This is a genomic window from Bordetella trematum, from assembly GCF_900078335.1.
Lineage (GTDB): Bacteria > Pseudomonadota > Gammaproteobacteria > Burkholderiales > Burkholderiaceae_B > Bordetella > Bordetella trematum.
In genome coordinates, this window is the sequence record NZ_FKBR01000019.1 from 26,077 (window position 1) to 44,327 (window position 18,251).

Below are 18,251 nucleotides of genomic sequence, written 5' to 3' on the forward strand. Positions count from 1 at the left end.
GATCAGTTGGCTTTGATGTCTGCCGAGTCGATGATCTTCTGGTAGCGATCGGTTTCGCTGGCCATGAAGGAGGCAAAGTCGGCGGGCTTGCGATAGTCTACCGAGAAGCCCAGCCCTTCGAGACGCGACTTCATTTCCGGCGTCGCCATGATGCGCTCGGTGGCCTTGGTGAGCTTGTCGATGACCGGGGCCGGCACCTTGGCGGGAGCCCAGAAACCGTACCAGCTGGAGAATTCGAAGTCGGGGTAGCCGGCTTCGCGCATGGTCGGCACATCAGGCAGCTGCGGGCTGCGGGTGGCTCCCGTGACGGCCAGGGCGCGCACCTTGTCGGCCTTGACGAGCGGGAGAGCGGTGAGGATGGGGTCCATCTTGGCCGTGACGGCGCCGCCCATCAGGTCCTGCAGCGCAGGCGCGCCGCCTTTGTAGAGCGCGATCGGGATGTTCTTCTGGCCGATCTCGTGCAGATAATAGGCCGAGGCCAGATGGTCGGCCGCGCCGAAGCCGCCGGTGCCGAAGGTCACTTTCTGCGGGGCGGCGGCAGCTTCGTCGGCGAAGGCCTTGGGCGTGGTGGCCTTGACCGCCGGGTTTACCAGGAAGACCAGCGGGCCTTGCGCCAGCAGCGCGATGGGCGCGTAGTCCTTGACCGCGTCGTACTTGATGGTGTCTTTGTAGAGCAGCGGGTTGATCGAGTGCAGCGAGGCGTTGATGTAGAGCGTGTAGCCGTCGGCCGGCGAGCGCGCCACGTGGTCGGCGCCGATCATGCTGGAGGCGCCGGCGCGGTTCTCGACGATGATGTTCTGGCCCAGTTCGCCGCGCAGCTTCTCGGCGAACAGGCGGGCGACGCTGTCGACCGGCCCGCCCGCGGCATGCGGCACCACGATGGTGATGGGGCGCGAGGGGTAGTCGGTCTCGGCGGCGTGGGCCAGGGGGAGTACTGCGCAGGCGAGCGCGGCAGCGATGAGATTGCGGCGAACGGCGTCCATAGTCGTGATCCTTTGTCGAACAGGTCAAAAACGCGCGCGGCCGGGGTGCGGCGCACAGCGCAGGCAGAAACTCAGAGCGTAAGAGAGGCAGGGGTGAAATTTATTTCCTTGTTGCGCGTGCGCCGGCGCCGATACGAAAGAATATTCACCCTCGCAACGGCGTCGATCAGCCTGGCGTGTCAGAGGTAGTCCAGCGGCAGCGCGGTGGTGTACTTGATTTCCTCCATCGCGAAGCTGGAGCTCACATCGAACAGCTCGGCGATCTGGATCAGCTTCTTGTAGATACGGTCGAAACCCGCGATGTCCGGCACCAGCACCTTGAGCAGGTAGTCGGTGTCGCCGGTCATGCGGTAGAACTCGACGACCTCGGGGATGTCGCGCACTCCCACGGAGAATTTTTTCAGCCACTGCAGGTCATGGTGGCTGGTCTTGATGGAGACAAAGACGGTCAGGCCCAGGCCCGCCTTGGCGCTGTCCAGCAGGCAGACCTGGCGGCGGATCAGGCCGGATTGCTGCATCTGCTGGATGCGTTTCCAACAGGCAGTGGGAGAGAGGTGAACCTGCTCGGCGATTTCGTGGTTGGACAGGCGCGCGTCTGCCTGAAGCAGCGCCAGGATGCTGCGGTCTTTCTTGTCCATAAGGGCACTGTTCCTCCTTGCCGGGCCTGGCCGGGCCCGCACTGGCCCGTATCTTCGGGCCTGATTCGGTGTTCGAGCGCGAGCGCTCCCGCCAGGGCCGCCGGGAGGCGGCGCGGGCGGATGGGGCGGTTGCCGTGACAGTCGTGGCCGGGCAGTGACGCCGTGGGCACGGCGTGCCGGCAATGCGCTGGGGCATCCACCTGAAGGGCATGTTATAGGCAGGCCCGGGTGGCGACCATATAATTCATATGCGCTGAATTATGGGAATTCTTATATGTCGGTTGGCAGCGGAGCGGCCATCAAGGAAGTCGACCTCACCTTGATGCAGACGTTTTTTCTGGCGGCTCGCGAAGGCACGTACTCGGCTGCCGCGCGCCGGCTGAATATTTCGTATCAGTCGGTGGCCAACCATATCCGGCGCCTGGAGCAGCGGGTCGGCGACAAGCTGGTGGTCACCGAGAGGGGTTCAAAGTCTATCGCCCTGACGCCGCGCGGCACCAGTCTGTACCGCTTGCTGGAGCCGGAGTTCGACAGCATCCTGATGCGGCTGGCCAATCTGATCGACAAGGAGCGGCCGGTGATTCGCATCGGCATGCCGCAGGCCATCTTCTTCTACCTGATGCCGCCGCTGCTCAAGGAGTTCCGCCGCCGCCATCCGAATGTCGAGGTGGTGGGCTACGAGCGCGACGTGTCTTTGCCGGAACTCATCCGCAGCGGCTCGCTCGATGTCTGCCTGAGCGAGCGCTATTTCGGCGAAACGGTGATTCCCCAGCGCGTGATCTGCCATTACCAGCCGGCGCTGGTGTTCCCCGCGAGCTGGACGCCGCCCAAGGATGTCGCCTCGGTGCCCCAATGGGCGCGGGGCCGGCCGCTGGTGGCGCACGAGCCGGGCCAGATGCTGCGCAATATCGCGGTGGACTATCTGTCGGTGGGCAACGAGCAGCCGGCGGTGGTGGTGTCCAGTTCGACCAGCGCCAGCGCCAAGCGCTGCGTGGCCGAGGGCATCGGGTTCGCGCTGCTGCCCAGCTGGTGCATCGAGGAGTCGGATACCGGGTTGCAGTGCATGGCCTTGAGCAACGCACCCAAGATTCCCATCTATTTCGGCGAAGCGGCCTATCTGCGTGCCAATCCCTTCGTGCGCACCTTGCATAAACTCTGCCTGGAACTGTTGGCCACCACGGTCAATGCGCGCTCGGCACGCTGGATCGCCAGCCGCAGCGCCAGGCGCCGCGCGTGAGGCGGGCAGCCGGGCGGAGATAAACATTCTCTTTTTTCCGCCCGGCCCCCGATAGAATCGAAAAATATTCACCACCCGTCCCCCTAGACTACGTCAAACCCCAGTGGCGAACCGGTTGCGGCAGGAGCGCCGGACGCTTCTTCGCGGAGATGGAAGTCTATGAAGGAAAATACCCAGCTGGTCGGCGCGGGCCGCCACCCCGAGCGGTTCGGGGGCCTGGTGAATACGCCGATCTGCCGAGCCTCGACGATTCTGGCCGGCTCCATGGCCGAGTGGGAGGCAATGAAGCGCGCGCGTGCCGCCGAGGAACCGGGCGCGACCACCTATGGCCGCTTCGGCACCGCCACCGCGCATGCCTTTGAAGAGGCGATGGCGCAGCTCGAGGGCGGCCGGGGCTCGCTGGTGTTTCCTTCCGGGCTGGCGGCCATCGTCACGGCGCTGACGGCGCTGCTGTCGGCCGGCGACCATATCCTGGTGTCGTACAGCGCCTATTCGCCCACCCGCAGCTTTCTGGATCGGGTGCTGCGCCGCTTCGGCGTGCAGGTGCAGGTCTATGACCCGGCCTGCGGCGAGGACATCCGGTCGCTCATGCAGCCCAACACGCGCGTGGTGTATGTCGAATCTCCGGGCTCCGAGACGCTGGAAATCCAGGATATTCCTGCCATCGCCCGTATGGCGCATGCGCAGGGCGCTTTCGTGGTGATGGACAATACCTGGGCCACGCCACTCTTTTTCAAGCCACTGGCGCATGGGGTGGATGTCTCCATCCATGCCGCCACCAAGTACATCGTGGGCCATTCCGATGCCATGCTGGGCGTGGTCACCTGCAACGAGGCGACCTGGGCGCGCGTCAAGCAGACCACCCAGGACATGGGGCAGACGGCAGGGCCGGACGATATCTTTCTTGCGCTGCGAGGTTTGCGCACCATGGGGCTGCGGCTGCAGCGTCACTGGGAATCGGGCCTGCGCGTGGCGCAATGGCTGGAGCAGCAGCCCGAGGTCGAGGCCGTGGTGCACCCGGCCTTGCCTTCGCACCCCGGGCATGCGCTCTGGAAGCGCGACTATTCCGGCGCCTGCGGTCTGTTTTCCGTCGTGCTGCGAACCCGCGACGCGCAGGCCGTGGCGGCCTTCGTCGACGCCTTGCAGCATTTCGGCATCGGGGTGTCGTGGGGCGGGTATGAAAGCCTGGCCATCCCGTTCACCCCGGGCGAGCACCACGGCGCGCGCTGGCCCTACCAGGGCAGCGCGGTCCGCATGCATATCGGGCTGGAAGACCCGCAAGACCTGATCGACGACCTGCGTCAGGCCCTGACCGTCATGGCTGCGCGCGCTTCCCTTTCACCATCCGCGCAGCCCGAAGCTGCGCGCCAGAACGCCTGAGCCGGCAGCGGCCGGCATCGTCATTCTTCGAGGAGATAAACATGAGCAAAATGAAAATCAACGGTTCCTTCGTGGCCCTGATCACGCCCTTCAACAAGGACGGCAGCGCCGATTTCGAGGCCTTTCGCGAGCTGCTGCGCTTTCAGGAAGACAACGGCACCAGCGCCGTGCTGATCATGGGGTCCACCGGCGAGGTGTCCATGCTGTCGCAGAAAGAGCGCGAGACCATCATCGTCGAGACGGCCAAGATGAAGACCGGCAAGATGAAGCTCTTCTACGGCTGCACGGGCAACAACACCGAGACCACCAAAGACTACCTGCGCTTCGCGCACGCCAACGGCGCCGATGGCGCGATCCTGGCGGCGCCGGCCTATATCTGCGCTTCCGAGTCCGATATCGAGAGCTACTTCCTGGAAGTCGCCGACGCCACCGATCTGCCGCTGGGCATCTACAACAACCCGCCGCGCGTCAAGAGCGACCTGCACTGGGACCAGCTGCTGCGCATCTTCAAGCACCCCAACTACGTGGTGCACAAAGAGTCGACCACGCGCGTGGGCCAGGTGGCCCAGGTGCTCTACGGTGCCCCCGACGTGTCGGTCATGTGCTGCGACTCGCCCAACCTGGGTCTGGTGGTGCCGACCATGAGCCTGGGCGGCCACGGCACGGCCAACATGACCGGCAACATCGCGCCGGCTGAAATGACCGAGATCTCCAAGCCCTGGACCTCGCCGGAAGTCAGTACCAGCTTCCGCGAAGCCTATCTGCGCAATCTGCAACTGCTGCACTACTCCTACTCGGCCATCAACCCGGTGGCGATCAAGTCGCTCATGAAGGCAGTGGGCCTGCCGGCCGGCGAACTGCGCAAGCCCCTGCGCGGCCTGGAAGGCGAGCCGCTGCTCAAGGGCCTGCGCGTGGTCAAGGAACTGGGCCTGGACAAGAAGTACGGCTGGAGCTCGGCCGCGCTCAAGGCCGCCTGAGGCCGGCTCACGACACAAGGAGGAGACACGGTATGGATCTGGGAATCGCGGGCCGGCACGCCATCGTGTTCGGCGGCAGCCGGGGAATGGGGCGCGCCTGCGCCCAGCAGCTGGCCAGTGAAGGCGTCAATGTGGTGATTGCCGCGCGCACTGAAAGCGTGCTGGCCGAGGCCGCGCAGGCGATGACGGCGGCCACCGGCACCCAGGTCCGCCATGTCGCCGCCGATATCACCACGGATGCCGGGCGCGAGGCGGTGCTGGCCGCCTGTCCGGCACCGGACATCCTGGTGAACAATGCCGACGGCGTGCTGCCGGGGGACTTTCGCAACTGGACCCAGGCCGACTGGCACGGCGCGCTGGATGCGATGGCGCTGGGGCCGATCGACATGATCCGGCGTGTGGTCGACGGCATGATGGAGCGCCGTTTCGGGCGCATCGTCAACATCGTCTCGCGCAGTGTGAAGACGCCCCAGCTTGAGCTGGGGCTGTCCAACGGGGCGCGCTCCTGCCTGGTGGGCTTCGTGGCGGGTCTGGCGCGCCAGACCGTGCGGCACAACGTCACCATCAACAACCTGCTGCCGGGGGTCTTCGCCACCGACGCACAGCGCCGTCATATCGAGGGCATGCTGGAGCCGGGCGGCAAGAGTTTCGATGAACTCTGGGAAGAGCGCGGCACGAACAACCCGGCCGGGCGCTATGGCCAGGCCCATGAGATCGGGGCGCTGTGCGCCTTCATCTGCGCCGCGCAGGCCGGCTACATCTGTGGCCAGAGCATCCTGATCGACGGCGGGGCGTATCCGGGCACGTACTGAGCGCAGCGGGCGCGCCGGCCTTACATGCGGGCCGAGTTATGGGCGGCTGTCCAGAGCCAGCGGCCATCACGGTAGCGGAAGTCGAGCGTGACCGCGTCGCTGGGCGCGCGCAGAAAGGGCGCGTACCAGACACGTACCTGGCCGGCTGCCGGGCGTTGCCACAAGGAGGCGCCGGGAATCGGGCTGCCGGCCATCAGGCCCAGCGTGGAGAAATAGGCTTCGGCGCGCGGCCAGGCCTGGCCGTCGTCGAGCGGCCACTGGCCCAGCGTCTGCATGCCCTGGTAGAAGGTCAGGCCGGTGCTGAAGGGGTCGGCGGCGTTTTCCGCGAAGCGCTCGGGGCTGAGCTGCCCCATGCCGTCATCCGAAGGGGCGCACAGGATGCGCTCGACCAGATCGGCCAGCGCGGCGGGCTCGGGGATGTCCAGGCGGCCCTGCAGGGCCGGGATCAAGGTCGACGGGGTCTGGCACAGGCGGGTCTCCAGCAGCAGGCCGGGCGGGTTGGAGATATCTGCCGCCAGGGCGCTGGTGGCGCACAGCAGCCCGACAGCCGTGGCAAGCCGGTTAGGCCAGGAAATCATGAATCGATGCACCGCAGACAAAGCCGGGATTGTAGCGGCGGGCGGGCCGGGCCCGCCCGCCAGGTTTCAATCGAGGCTCATCCCGGCGTCGCGCGCGACCTTGCCCAGGCGTTCGTACTCGCTCGCGGTGAGCGTGCCCAGTTCGGCGGCGCTGGAAGCGCGTGGCGAGAAGCCTGCCGCGAGCAGCTTCTCTTTGACGGCCGGGTCGGCCAGCGCGGCCTGCAATGCGCTTTCGAGTCGTTGCACGGCCGGGGCAGGCACGCCGGCCGGGGCGTAGACACCGAACCAGGGTTCGACGGCATAGCCGGGCAGGCCCGCTTCGGCCAGCGTGGGGACGTCAGGCAGGGCGGGTGAGCGTTCGGCTCCCGCCACGGCCAGCGCGCGCAGCTTGCCTGCCTTGATGTGGGGCAGCGAGGCCGGCAGATTGTCGAAGGCGACCGGCACCTGACCGCCGATCAGGTCGGTGATGAGCGCGGCGCTGCCTTTGTAGGGAACATGGGTCCACTCGGTGCCGCTCAGCTGGCCGAACAGCACGCCGGCCAGGTGCATGGAGGTGCCGGCGCCAGCGGTGGAGTAGGCCAGGCCAGGGTGCTGGCGGGCATAGTCACGCAAGGCATCGACGCTGCCGACGTCCAGCGCGGGGCCGACTTCCAGCACGATGGTGGAGTTGCCCAGCATGCCGATGGGCGTGAAGTCGCTGCGCGGGTCGAAGGGCATGCTCTTGTACAGATGCGGATTGAGCGCATTGGTGGAGATTGCGCCCATGCCCACGGTGTAGCCGTCGGGGGCGGATTTGGCCACCACATCCATGCCGATGTTGCCGCCGGCGCCGCCCCGGTTCTCGATGATGACGGGCTGGCCCAGGGTCTGCGCCATGTGGCCGCCCACCGTGCGGGCCACCAGATCGGTGGTGCCGCCCGCCGAGTAGGGCACGATAAAACGGATGGGCTTGTCGGGGAATGTGTTCTGGGCGGCGGCCGGGCCGGCGCACAGCGCCAGGGCGGTCAGCGCGCCAAGAAAGCCGCGGCGTGAAAGCAAGGGGCGAAACGCTTGCATGATGTCTCCTTGTCAGGCCGTCATCGTGGGTGTGACGGTTCAGGCGCGGGGTGCGCCTGCGCAACGATAGCCTATCCCGCCGCCCGGCCAGGGGGTAAACGCCAGGAGGATGGGCGGCGGCAGGGGTTTACCATGTCTTTTTTGTGGGGCGGGCTGCCCTGCTTTCCTTTTCACCCCTGACCCGGAACTCCCCCATGACGACGCTCCCCGCTTCTCTTGGCCAGTCCATCGTCGAGCAGGCCGAGGCGCTGGCCCGCCACTCCGACATGGAGGGCGGCCTGACCTGTGCCTACCTGAGCCCGGCGCACCGCGCCACGCAGGCTCAGCTGGCGCGCTGGATGGAAGCGGCGGGCCTGGTTGTGCGCATCGATGCCATCGGCAACGTCATCGGCCGCTACGAGGCCGACCCGGCCGTGGCCGAGCCACGGGTGCTGATGACGGGATCGCACTTCGACACCGTGCAGGATGGCGGTCGCTTCGATGGCCGCCTGGGGATTCTGTTGCCGGTGGCGGTGGCCGGCGCGCTGCATGCGGCTGGCCGGCGGCTGCCCTATCACCTGGACGTGGTGGCGTTCTCGGAAGAGGAGGGGCTGCGTTTCAAGACCAGTTTTCTGGCCAGCCAGGTGCTGATCGGCGCGTTCGATCCGGCCCTGCTGGCGCGCCAGGACGCCGACGGCATCAGCCTGGCGCAGGCGCTGGCCGACAGCGGCCTGCCCGGGGCGGGCGATCTTCACGCCCTGCAGGCCGCCGCGGTCGATCCGGCGGACCTGCTGGCTTTCGTGGAGCTGCATATCGAACAGGGGCCGGTGCTGTTGAACGAGGGACGGGCGCTGGGCGTGGTGACGCACATTGCCGGCAACAACCGCTTCATCGCTACCGTGACCGGCATGGCAGGCCACGCCGGCACCACGCCGATGGGCATGCGCCAGGATGCGGCGGTAGCCGCGGCCGAGATGCTGTTGCTGATCGAGTCGCGTTGCAGCGAGTCGACCGGTCTGGTGGGTACGGTGGGGCAGTTGCAGGTGCCCAACGGCTCGGGCAACGTGATTCCCGGGCTGTGCCGGTTTTCGATCGATATCCGCGCCGCCCAGGATGCGGTGCGCGAAGCCGCCGTGGCCGACGTGCTGGCAGGCATGCGGGCCATCGCCACGCGGCGAGGCGTGCAGCTGGCGCTGGACCCGGTGCCGCCGGTGGCCAGCGTGCCTTGCGCGCGCTGGCTGATGGATCAGTTCGGTGCGGCGCTGGCGGGCGCGGGGCTGCCGGTGCGCGAGCTGCCCTCGGGGGCGGGCCACGATGCAATGGTGATGCATCGCATCGTCGATGTGGCCATGCTGTTCGTGCGCTGCGGCAATGGCGGCGTGAGCCACAACCCGGCCGAGACCATCACGGCCGAAGATGCCCAGCTCGCCGCCGAGGTGTTTGCGGCCTTTCTGCGCGACTTTCGCGCGCGTGACTGACCGGCCGGCCTGCAGCCTCGTGCAGAGGCCGCAGGCCGCAGGTCGTTCAGGCCACCTTCTGATGCGCTTCGCTGGATGCGAACAGGCTGCGATCGCCCTGGGCGTCGCGGATGCGGGTGGGCAGGCCCATCGTTTCGAGCAGTTGCAGCCAGGGGCGCGGCGCGAGCTGTTCGATGTTGTTCATCTTCTTGTTGTCCCAGGTGCCGTTGGCAATCAGGATCGCGGCCGCCGTGGCGGGCACGCCGGCGGTGTACGAAATCGCCTGGCTGCCGACTTCCTGGTAGGCCTGTTCGTGGTCGCAGATGTTGTAGATGAAGATCTCGCGTTCCTGGCCGTCCTTGGTGCCGCGCACCAGGTCGCCGATGCAGGTCTTGCCGGTATAGGTCTTGGCCAGTGAGGCGGGGTCGGGCAGCACGGCCTTGACCACCTTCAGAGGAATCACCTCCAGGCCTTCGGCCGTACGCACCGGTTGCTCGGAGAGCAGGCCAAGCGAGTTCAGCACGGTGAAGACGTTGATGTAGTGATCGCTGAAGCCCATCCAGAAGCGGATGTTGGGCACGTCGAGGTAGGTCGACAGCGAATGCAGCTCGTCGTGGCCGGTCAGGTAGGTGGTCTGGCTGCCGACCACGGGCAGATCCCACACATGCCGCTTCTCGAACATGCGGTTCTGCTGCCACTGGCCTTGCTGCCACGACCAGACGGTGCCGGTGAATTCGCGGAAGTTGATCTCGGGATCGAAGTTGGTGGCGAAGTACTTGCCGTGCGAGCCCGCGTTGGTGTCGATGATGTCGATCGAGCTGACGTCGTCGAAGTACTCGTCGACCGCCAGTCGCGCATAGGCGTTGACCACGCCCGGATCGAAACCCGCGCCCAGCACGGCCGTCACGCCGGCGGCCGCGCAGGCGTCGGCCTGCTTCCACTCGTAGTTGGCGTACCACGGAGGCGCTTCGCAGGTCTTCATCGGATCTTCGTGGATGGCAGTGTCGATGTAGGCCGCGCCGGTTTCGATGCAGGCAGCCAGCACCGACATGTTCAGGAACGAGGTGCCCGCCTGCACCACGATCTCGCAGCCGGTGGCGCGGATCAGCGCGGCCGTGGCCTGCACGTCGAGCGCATCGACGGTGTGGGCCTGGATGACGCCGGGGCCCGACAGACTGCCCAGGTCATGGACGGAACGAACGATTTCCTGCGCTTTGGACAGCGTTCGTGACGCGACGTGAATATCGCCAAGGATTCCGTTGTGCTGGGCGCATTTGTGCGCCACCACGTGCGCGACACCGCCGGCACCGATAATCAGGACGTTTCGTTTCATCTTTGACCTCGCTTCAATCAAATGTAGCCAGCCCGTCAGGAGAGGCTGTCTACGTAGTCCTGGTAGCTGAACTCGCGCACCAGTCGGGTTTCACCATTGAGTTCGCGGATGGCGATGGCAGGCATGCGCACACCGTTGAACCAGTTCTTTTTGACCATCGTGTAGCCGGCCGCATCCTGGATCGAGATGCGCGAGCCGGGCTGCAGCGGCGCTTCGAAATTGAACTCGCCGAAGATGTCGCCGGCCAGGCAGGTATTGCCGTAGATCACGTAGCGATGCGGGCCGGTGTCCGGATGCACGCGGGCGCTGAGCTGATAGATCAGCAGGTCGAGCATGTGGGCTTCGGTGGCGGCATCGACGATGGCCAGGTCTTTTTCGTTGCGCATCACGTCGAGCACGGTGACTTCCAGCGTGGCCGCTCCGGTGACCACGGCCTCGCCCGGCTCCAGGTAGATCTGCACGCCGTACTTCTCGGAGAAACCGCGCAGCCGCTCGCAGAAGGCATCCAGGTCGTAGCCGGGTTCGGTGAAGTGGATGCCGCCGCCCAGGCTGACCCAGTCCACGTGCGTGAGCAGCGAGCCGTAGCGCTCCTCGACCTCCGACAGCAGGCTGTCAAAGCGTGCGTAGTCGCGGTTTTCGCAGTTGTTGTGGATCATGAAGCCATTGATCATGGGCAGCGCCTGCGCGATGCGCTGCGGGTCGCTTTCGCCCAGACGGCTGAAGCGGCGCGCCGGGTCGGCCAGATCGAATCCCGAGGCGCTGATGCCCGGGTTCAGGCGCAGGCCGCGCGGCACGCCGCTGGTCTTGGGGGCGAAACGTTGCAGTTGCGACAGCGAGTTGAAAATGATCTTGTCGGCATGGGCGACCACGTCGCCGATCTCGTGCTCGGCATAGGCCACGCTGTAGGCGTGGGTTTCGCCGCCGAACTTCTCGCGGCCCAGGCGCACTTCGAACAGCGACGAAGAGGTGGTGCCGTCCATATGCTCGCGCATCAGGTCGAACACGCTCCAGGTGGCGAAGCACTTGAGGGCCAGCAGCACTTTGGCGCCGGATTTTTCACGGATCTGGCGCACGACGTCCAGGTTGCGCAGCAAGGCGCTTTTATCGATAAGGTAGTAAGGCGTCTTCAACATGGCGTGACTGGGCAGCGCACAACGACCGCAAGGGCGAGCGCACAGCGTGTTGGAAAAAGGATGGAAAACTGCCTGCGGAGACGAACGGGAGTCAGGCGCCGCAGGCGCGATCAGGGCGGCGACAGGCTGAGGCGGTCAGGCCTCAGGTCGGCATTCGATCGGCGGTTGGCGGAAATGCCGAAACCCAGGTACTGGGTTTCTTCGAGGCCAGAGTCAGATTACGCGTCATCGGCGCGAACGGACTTCGCGTGCCGGGCACGAAAATACTGTCTTCCGTTTGGGTAGAGTTCAGCGATACTGGAACGATCCCCAATTGGAAGAGGGCGACACGATTCATAGCGTCCTCTCCAACCAGTGACGGACCCTGGCTTGTCAGGGTCGGCATTTCAATAGCGGTGCGCCAGGGGCAGCACATGCAGCACAGACGGCTGCGGGGGTGTCTCGGCGCCCGGAAAAACTGCGATGGGCAGGCACGCGCCAAGACGCCGGAGCGTTATCATATGATCGTATCATAACAGGATTTGGAAGCCTAGATGGTCAGACCTCGCACCATAGATCGGGAGCGCTTGCTGGATATTGCCGAAGACCTGATTTCGGATGCAGGGGCGGCGGCAATCTCGTTTGGAGGACTCGCGGAAGCCGCCGGCCTGCCGAAGTCCAGCGTGCAATCGATTTTCCACACTCGCGAGGCCATGATCGAAGCCTTGCTGGAGCGCTGGCTGCGCAAGGAAAAAAGCCTTTTCGAGCGGGGCCTGCCAGCCGCCCCGTCGTTGCGCGAGCGGGTGCTGGGCCATATCGACATCACGGTGAATGAACCGGCGGAAACCCGCTCGCGCCTGGCGGCCGTGCTGGCCGCGCTGGTCGGCTCCGATGCTACCGACGGCGTGATGGCGCGATGGTATGCCTCGCGGATCGGCGACTTCTCGGCGCATACGCCCCAGGCGCGCCGGCTGCGCATCGCGTTTCTGGCGGTCGAGGGCATGTTCTTCATGCGCGACATCGCCGGCTTTCCGATGTCGGATCCCCTGTGGCAAGAGATCTTCGAGGATCTGCGCGCCTTTGCCGACGCGCAAGCCGCCTGAGGCAGGATGCCGGGCCGGCGGCCCGGCGCGCGTCAGTGGGCGAACCGCAGAGGAGCGGCGCTGCGGGCCCGCAGGGTTTCGGCGCTGACGCCGGGCGCCAGTTCGCGCACCAGCAGGCCGTCGTCGGTGACATCGATCACGGCCAGGTCGGTGATGATGCGGTCCACCACGTGCTTGCCCGTGAGCGGCAGCGAACATTGCTCCATGATTTTCATGCCGCCATCGCGGGTGTTGTGCTCCATCAGCACCACCACGCGGCGGGCGCCGCCGACCAGGTCCATGGCGCCGCCCATGCCTTTGACCATCTTGCCGGGGATCATCCAGTTGGCCAGGTCGCCCTGGGCGCTGACCTGCATGGCGCCCAGGATGGTCAGATCCATATGGCCGCCGCGGATCATCGCGAAAGACATCGATGAGGCGCATATCGAGGCGCCTGGCGTCAGCGTGACGGTCTGCTTGGCGGCATCGATGAGATCGGGGTCGATCTCGTCTTCGTAGGGGGGCGGGCCGATGCCGATCAGGCCGTTTTCGGATTGCAGCCAGACTTTCAGACCGGCCGGCACATGATGCAGCACCTGGGTTGGCAAGCCGATGCCGAGATTGACGTAATCGCCGTCATGCAGCTCCTGTGCTGCGCGGCTAGCCATTTGTTCGTGGGTCCAGGACATGGTTTCTCTCCTCAGGCAGGGCGCACGCGAAAGCTCTTGCGTTCGATGCGTTTCTCGGGGTCGGGCACGACGATGATGCGGTCCACGAAGATCCCGGGCAGATGCACGGCGTCGGGATCGATGGCGCCCTCGGGCACCAGCTCTTCGACCTCCGCGATGGTGATGCCGCCGGCCATGGCGACGTCCGGATTGAAGTTGCGCGCCGTGCGTGAGAACACCAGGTTGCCGCTGGGGTCGGCGCGTTGCGCCTTGACCAGCGCGATATCGGCGGTGAGCGCCTCTTCCATGATGTAGGTCTGGCCCCGGAACGTGCGTGTTTCCTTGCCTTGCTCGACCACCGTACCCACGCCCGTGCGGGTGAAGAAGGCGGCAATGCCGGCGCCGCCGGCGCGCAGTCGCTCGGCCAGCGTGCCCTGGGGGGTGAATTCCAGTTCCAGTTCGCCGCTCAGGTACTGGCGTTCGAACTCTTTGTTCTCGCCCACGTACGAGGCGATCATGCGTTTGATCTGGCGGGTCTGCAGCAGCAGGCCAAGCCCGAAGTCATCCACGCCGGCGTTGTTGCTGATGCAGGTCAGGTCGCGCACGCCGCTGGCGCGTACGCCTTCGATCAGGCTGGCCGGGATGCCGCACAGGCCAAAGCCGCCCACGGCCAGGGTCTGGCCGTCTTTGAGCACGCCGCTCAGGGCGGCGGCCGCGTCTCCAAATAGTTTTGTCATTCGCTCACCGGAGTGAAGGGGTTTGAGTAACGGGTATCGATCGTTCGAATACTAGGGACTCGATCCCTGCCGGGAAACAGACGCGTCGCAACCTTATTGTGCATATTTGCACAATAAGGTCAGGGGAAAGCAGGCCGGGTGCTCAGGTCGGCGGATGAAAGAATTCGGTCTGGCGTGACATCAGTTCGCGAATGTAATGCCAGACGAACTGGTAGCGCTTGATGCGCAAGAGATCTTCGGGAGCTGCGATCCAGAGGCTGCGGGTGATGAGCGGGCGATTGGGGAAGACGCTGATCAGATCGCCATCGCGGCTGTTGGCGACATAGGGGGTGAGCATCACCAGGCCATGGCCGGCCACGGCGGCGGCGCGCTGCGCCAACACGCTGTTGGAGGTAAAGCTGCGACGCGGGTGGGGCACCAGCTCTTCGAGCACGCGGTAGCGCTCGCTGACGGAGCCATCGTGGATGTAGTCCACGAAATCATGTTGGGGCACTTCGTTCAGGTCGCGGATCGGGCCATGGCGGCGCAGATAGCTGGCCGAGCAATATAGGAAATACTCGATCTGTGCCAGGCGGGCGACCTTGTAGCGCCCCATCTCGGGCGGATCAAGCGTCACCAGGATCTCGACCTCGCGGGTGACCAGGCTGGGAAATTGCGGCTGGGCCATGAGCTCGATGCGCAAGCCCGGATGTTTGTCGCGCAGCGGCTGGAGCTGGGGCGCCAGCACGTGGACGCCAAAGGCTTCCGGCGTGCCGACCCGCACGTTGCCCTGAATGATGTCGGCCCCCTCCAGGCTTTGCTCGACGGCGGCCAGCAGTGCGCTCTCCATCTGCTCGGCGTGGGGGATCAGGGCATGGCCCGCATCGGTCAGCGTGTAGCCGCTGCGGCGGCGGTCGAACAGCACCACGCGCAGAGTGCTTTCCAGCCTGTCGATGCGGCGCGAGACCGTGGAGTGGTCGATGCCGAGTTTTTCGCCAGCCTCGGAAATGGTGCCGAGCCGGGCCACGGCGAGAAAAACCCGCAGGTCGTTCCATTCGGGATGTGCTTCCATGTCGCATTGTGCATCAGTGCACAGTAAGGGTGCAACGGTGATCTTTGATACCGGCAGGGCCGAACGCACAATTGCGCCTGCGGTCCACCCCGGCCTGCAAGTGCGAGCAAGCCCTTGCGGCCAACGCCTAATAAGGAGATGAGGATGACGAAGGAGCAACGCTACCAGGGCTATACGGCCATTGAATTCGACCGTCCGGCCGAGCGCGTGCTGCGCTTGACGCTGAACAACCCTGAGCGCATGAATTCGCTGGATGCGCGTGGCCATGCCGAACTGGCGGAAGTCTGGCGTGACATCGACACCGATCCGCAGGTGAGCGCGGTGGTGATCAGGGGGGCGGGGCGTGCGTTCTCGGCAGGGGGTGATTTCGACATGCTTGATGAGATCAACAACGACTTCAAGGCGCGAGCACGGGTTTGGCGCGAGGCCCGAGACCTGGTCTACAACATCATCAACTGCTCCAAGCCGATCGTCTCGGCCATCCATGGCCCGGCGGTCGGTGCCGGCCTGGTGGCGGCCCTGCTGGCCGATATCTCGATCGCAGCCCGCTCGGCGCGCATTGTCGATGGCCATACCAAGCTGGGGGTGGCGGCTGGCGACCATGCCGCGATTGTCTGGCCGCTGCTGTGCGGCATGGCCAAGGCCAAGTATCACCTGATGCTGTGCGAGCCGGTCAATGGCGAGCGGGCCGAGGCGCTGGGTCTGGTGTCCCTGTGCGTGGACGATGCCGAACTGCAGGATAAAGCGCTGGAAGTGGCACAGCGCCTGGCCGACAGCGCTCCGGGCGCGATGCGCTGGACCAAGTACGCCCTGAACAACTGGCTGCGTCAGGCCGGCCCGATCTTCGATGCCTCGCTGGCGCTGGAGTTCATGGGGTTTGGCAGCCCGGAAGCCAAGGAGGGCGTGCTGGCGCTGCGCGAGAAGCGGGTGGCGCGCTTCGATCCCGATCTGGCCGTCTGAGCGGAGCCGCAGGCATGAGGACGATCAAGACGGTGGCGTTTCTCGGCGCCGGTGCCATGGGCGGGCCGATGGCTTTGCGGGCGAAGGCCGCCGGATTCGCGGTCCGCGTGTGTGACCGCGATCCGGCCGTGCTGGCGCGCTTTACCGCACTGGGCGTACCGGCCAGCGACCGGGTGGCCGATTGCGCGCAGGCCGATGCGGTGGTGGTGCTGCTGGCCAACGACGCCCAGATCCTGGCGGCCTTGCTGGGCGAGGGTGGACTGGCCGGTGCGATCGAGCCCGGGCATGAACTGCTGGTGTGCATGATGAGCACGACTTTGCCCCAGACATTGCAGGGCTTGCGCGCGCCGCTTGCCAGCGCAGGCGCGCGGCTGCTGGATGCGCCGGTCAGCGGAGGCGTGGTGGGCGCACAGGAAGGCACGCTGACGGTGCTGCTGGGCGGTGAGCCTGCCGATATCGAGGCGGCCACACCGCTGATGCGCGCCATGGGACGCCATCTGTTTCCCTGCGGCCCGCTGGGGGCGGGAGAGGTGGTCAAGATCATCAACAACATGCTGTGCGTGGCGAATATGTTCCTGACCGCCGAGGCGATCGAGCTGGCGCAGTCGCATGGCGTGTCCCTGGAGCAGCTCGCTCCGATTCTGTCGGTGAGCACCGGCCTGAACTTTCTGACCGCCGATGCGGAGCTGGCGCGGGCGCAGTACCGGGCTTGGGTGCCGGATGAGGCGGGATTCCAGGGTATTCATCGCATCGTCGCCAAGGACCTGCATCTGGCGCTGGCGCTGGCCGAGGGGCGGGATCTCGGCTTGTTGCAACGCATATCGGCCTATGTGGACGAAGCAGACCCTCTGGCGCCTGGCCGTTGGCTGACGGCGGGGCGGCCAGCCTGACCCGGCATCGCAACGATGCCGCAAGCCGGTGCGGACCGGCAATAACGATATCCATAACGGAAGGAGATAACACCATGATGCACTTCAAGAAAGCGTGCCTGGCGGCCGCATGGCTGGGCGCAGCCCTGACCGGGGGCGCTGCGCAGGCTCAGAACACCGACACCCTGATCCTGGGGATTTCAGCGCCGATGTCGGGCGCCGCGGCGACTTGGGGCCTGGGCCAGGAATGGACCGCCAAGCAGGCGGCACGCGAGATCAATGACGCCGGCGGCGTGAAGGTCGGTGACAAGACCTATCGCTTCGATGTCCGCGCTTATGACAACAAGTACAACGCGGCCGAAGGCACCAAGGTAGCGCAGAACATCGTCAATCGCGACAAGTCGCGTTACGTGGTCGGCAGCATCGGCACCGCGCCCATCCTGGCGTTGCAGTCGCTGACCGAGCGCAACAAGGTGATCCTGTTCACCTCGGCCTGGGGCAAGACCGTCAAGGGGCCAAGCAAGCCCTACACGCTGACGCAGGCCAATACGCCGTTCGAGATCCTGGACCCGCTGTATGTCTACGTGAAAGACAAACACCCGGCGATCAAGACCGTGGTCATGCTGAACCCCAATGATGCGACCGGTAAGGAAACCGAGCCGGTGGCGCGCGAAGCCTGGGAGAAGCTGGGAGTGAAGGTGCTGTCGGTCAACTGGTACGAGCGCGGCACGACCCAGTTCCAGCCCATCGCGCAGAAGCTGGCCGCAGCACGGCCGGACGTGATCGACCTGGGCGTGACGCCGCCGGCCGATGCCGGAGTGGTGTTCCGTGAGCTGGGCGTGTTGGGCTGGGATGGCGTCAAGGTGCAGCCGGTCGGCACGGGAGCGGCGCAGCTGGTGGACATCGGCGGCAAGGCGGCCGACGGGGTCTACATGGGCTTCTCGGGCGATTACGCCGGCCAGCAGGCCACGCCCAAGCAGCGCGAGCTGGACGCCGGCATGAAGAAGGCGGTGGGCGAATCGCTCAACCCGCTGCAGCTGTCGGCCTATGACTCCGTCTATGCCCTTAAGGCGGGCATGGAAGCGGCTCAAAGCATCGATCCGGAGCAGATCCTCAAGGTGATGCCGACCATCGTCTTTGACACGTCCTATGGCAAGACGGCCTTTGGCGGTGCGGCGACCTATGGCGCGCCGCAGCAGATGCTGGTGCCCATCATGATCACGCAGATCCAGGACGGCAAGCTGGTCGAGGTCGAGCGAGTCATCCCGGCCGAGCTGCAGCAGCGCCTGGACGCGAAGCGCTGAGCCTGATGCGCCACGGCATGGAATAACAGGGGGAGACA

At 65.7% G+C, this 18,251-nt stretch carries 19 protein-coding genes; 9 read left to right on the forward strand and 10 right to left on the reverse strand.

What is annotated here, in order from left to right; all coding sequences use genetic code 11:
• Window positions 1-2: 2 nt before the first annotated feature.
• Complete coding sequence (locus tag A7V84_RS08855) at window positions 3-983, reverse strand: Bug family tripartite tricarboxylate transporter substrate binding protein (protein WP_025513219.1); 981 nt, start codon at window positions 981-983, stop codon at window positions 3-5.
• Window positions 984-1,162: 179 nt separating this feature from the next.
• Window positions 1,163-1,621 (reverse strand): Lrp/AsnC family transcriptional regulator, encoded by a 459-nt coding sequence (locus A7V84_RS08860; protein ID WP_025513218.1) that lies wholly within the window; start codon window positions 1,619-1,621, stop codon window positions 1,163-1,165.
• A gap of 274 nt (window positions 1,622-1,895) precedes the next feature.
• On the opposite strand from A7V84_RS08860, the gene A7V84_RS08865 reads away from it, so the two are divergent.
• From A7V84_RS08865 to A7V84_RS08880, 4 genes are all read left to right on the forward strand, one after another.
• Window positions 1,896-2,858, forward strand: coding sequence for a LysR family transcriptional regulator (locus A7V84_RS08865; RefSeq protein ID WP_212760378.1), 963 nt, complete (start codon window positions 1,896-1,898; stop codon window positions 2,856-2,858).
• 159 nt (window positions 2,859-3,017) lie between these two features.
• Entirely contained in the window at window positions 3,018-4,238 is a 1,221-nt protein-coding gene (metC, locus tag A7V84_RS08870; RefSeq protein WP_033535540.1) for a cystathionine beta-lyase, read from the forward strand.
• A 41-nt stretch (window positions 4,239-4,279) separates the two neighbouring features.
• Window positions 4,280-5,215: a 4-hydroxy-tetrahydrodipicolinate synthase family protein gene (locus A7V84_RS08875; RefSeq protein WP_025513215.1), complete on the forward strand. Its 936-nt coding sequence runs from the start codon at window positions 4,280-4,282 to the stop codon at window positions 5,213-5,215.
• A 32-nt stretch (window positions 5,216-5,247) separates the two neighbouring features.
• Complete coding sequence (locus tag A7V84_RS08880) at window positions 5,248-6,027, forward strand: SDR family oxidoreductase (protein ID WP_025513214.1); 780 nt, start codon at window positions 5,248-5,250, stop codon at window positions 6,025-6,027.
• Window positions 6,028-6,047: 20 nt separating this feature from the next.
• Here the strand turns inward: A7V84_RS08880 and A7V84_RS08885 are convergent, their stop codons facing one another.
• A complete protein-coding gene (locus A7V84_RS08885; RefSeq protein WP_025513213.1) occupies window positions 6,048-6,605 on the reverse strand; it encodes a hypothetical protein in 558 nt (185 codons plus the stop codon).
• Between the two features lie 66 nt (window positions 6,606-6,671).
• Window positions 6,672-7,661, reverse strand: coding sequence for a Bug family tripartite tricarboxylate transporter substrate binding protein (locus A7V84_RS08890; RefSeq protein WP_025513212.1), 990 nt, complete (start codon window positions 7,659-7,661; stop codon window positions 6,672-6,674).
• A gap of 194 nt (window positions 7,662-7,855) precedes the next feature.
• On the opposite strand from A7V84_RS08890, the gene A7V84_RS08895 reads away from it, so the two are divergent.
• Window positions 7,856-9,118, forward strand: a complete 1,263-nt coding sequence (locus A7V84_RS08895; protein ID WP_063491777.1) for a Zn-dependent hydrolase — start codon at window positions 7,856-7,858, stop codon at window positions 9,116-9,118.
• A gap of 46 nt (window positions 9,119-9,164) precedes the next feature.
• Here the strand turns inward: A7V84_RS08895 and A7V84_RS08900 are convergent, their stop codons facing one another.
• The 3 genes from A7V84_RS08900 to A7V84_RS21090 form a co-directional block, all read right to left on the reverse strand.
• A complete protein-coding gene (locus A7V84_RS08900) occupies window positions 9,165-10,430 on the reverse strand; it encodes a saccharopine dehydrogenase family protein (protein WP_025513210.1) in 1,266 nt (421 codons plus the stop codon).
• A 35-nt stretch (window positions 10,431-10,465) separates the two neighbouring features.
• Window positions 10,466-11,563, reverse strand: coding sequence for a carboxynorspermidine decarboxylase (gene nspC / locus A7V84_RS08905; RefSeq protein ID WP_025513209.1), 1,098 nt, complete (start codon window positions 11,561-11,563; stop codon window positions 10,466-10,468).
• A gap of 142 nt (window positions 11,564-11,705) precedes the next feature.
• Window positions 11,706-11,900: a hypothetical protein gene (locus A7V84_RS21090; protein WP_127070758.1), complete on the reverse strand. Its 195-nt coding sequence runs from the start codon at window positions 11,898-11,900 to the stop codon at window positions 11,706-11,708.
• 196 nt (window positions 11,901-12,096) lie between these two features.
• Between A7V84_RS21090 and A7V84_RS08910 the strand changes: the two genes are divergently transcribed.
• Complete coding sequence (locus tag A7V84_RS08910) at window positions 12,097-12,645, forward strand: TetR/AcrR family transcriptional regulator (RefSeq protein ID WP_025513208.1); 549 nt, start codon at window positions 12,097-12,099, stop codon at window positions 12,643-12,645.
• A 32-nt stretch (window positions 12,646-12,677) separates the two neighbouring features.
• Here the strand turns inward: A7V84_RS08910 and A7V84_RS08915 are convergent, their stop codons facing one another.
• The 3 genes from A7V84_RS08915 to A7V84_RS08925 all read right to left on the reverse strand — a co-directional run bounded on the left by A7V84_RS08915 (window position 12,678) and on the right by A7V84_RS08925 (window position 15,080).
• Window positions 12,678-13,313 (reverse strand): CoA transferase subunit B, encoded by a 636-nt coding sequence (locus tag A7V84_RS08915; protein ID WP_063491778.1) that lies wholly within the window; start codon window positions 13,311-13,313, stop codon window positions 12,678-12,680.
• 11 nt (window positions 13,314-13,324) lie between these two features.
• On the reverse strand, window positions 13,325-14,029 hold the full coding sequence (locus A7V84_RS08920) for a CoA transferase subunit A (RefSeq protein ID WP_025513206.1): 705 nt from the start codon (window positions 14,027-14,029) through the stop codon (window positions 13,325-13,327).
• 142 nt (window positions 14,030-14,171) lie between these two features.
• Window positions 14,172-15,080 (reverse strand): LysR family transcriptional regulator, encoded by a 909-nt coding sequence (locus A7V84_RS08925; protein WP_038854503.1) that lies wholly within the window; start codon window positions 15,078-15,080, stop codon window positions 14,172-14,174.
• Window positions 15,081-15,224: 144 nt separating this feature from the next.
• Between A7V84_RS08925 and A7V84_RS08930 the strand changes: the two genes are divergently transcribed.
• The 3 genes from A7V84_RS08930 to A7V84_RS08940 all read left to right on the forward strand — a co-directional run bounded on the left by A7V84_RS08930 (window position 15,225) and on the right by A7V84_RS08940 (window position 18,213).
• A complete protein-coding gene (locus A7V84_RS08930; RefSeq protein ID WP_025513205.1) occupies window positions 15,225-16,040 on the forward strand; it encodes an enoyl-CoA hydratase/isomerase family protein in 816 nt (271 codons plus the stop codon).
• A 14-nt stretch (window positions 16,041-16,054) separates the two neighbouring features.
• Window positions 16,055-16,930: an NAD(P)-dependent oxidoreductase gene (locus A7V84_RS08935; protein ID WP_063491779.1), complete on the forward strand. Its 876-nt coding sequence runs from the start codon at window positions 16,055-16,057 to the stop codon at window positions 16,928-16,930.
• A gap of 74 nt (window positions 16,931-17,004) precedes the next feature.
• Window positions 17,005-18,213 (forward strand): ABC transporter substrate-binding protein, encoded by a 1,209-nt coding sequence (locus A7V84_RS08940; protein ID WP_063491780.1) that lies wholly within the window; start codon window positions 17,005-17,007, stop codon window positions 18,211-18,213.
• Window positions 18,214-18,251: the final 38 nt, after the last annotated feature.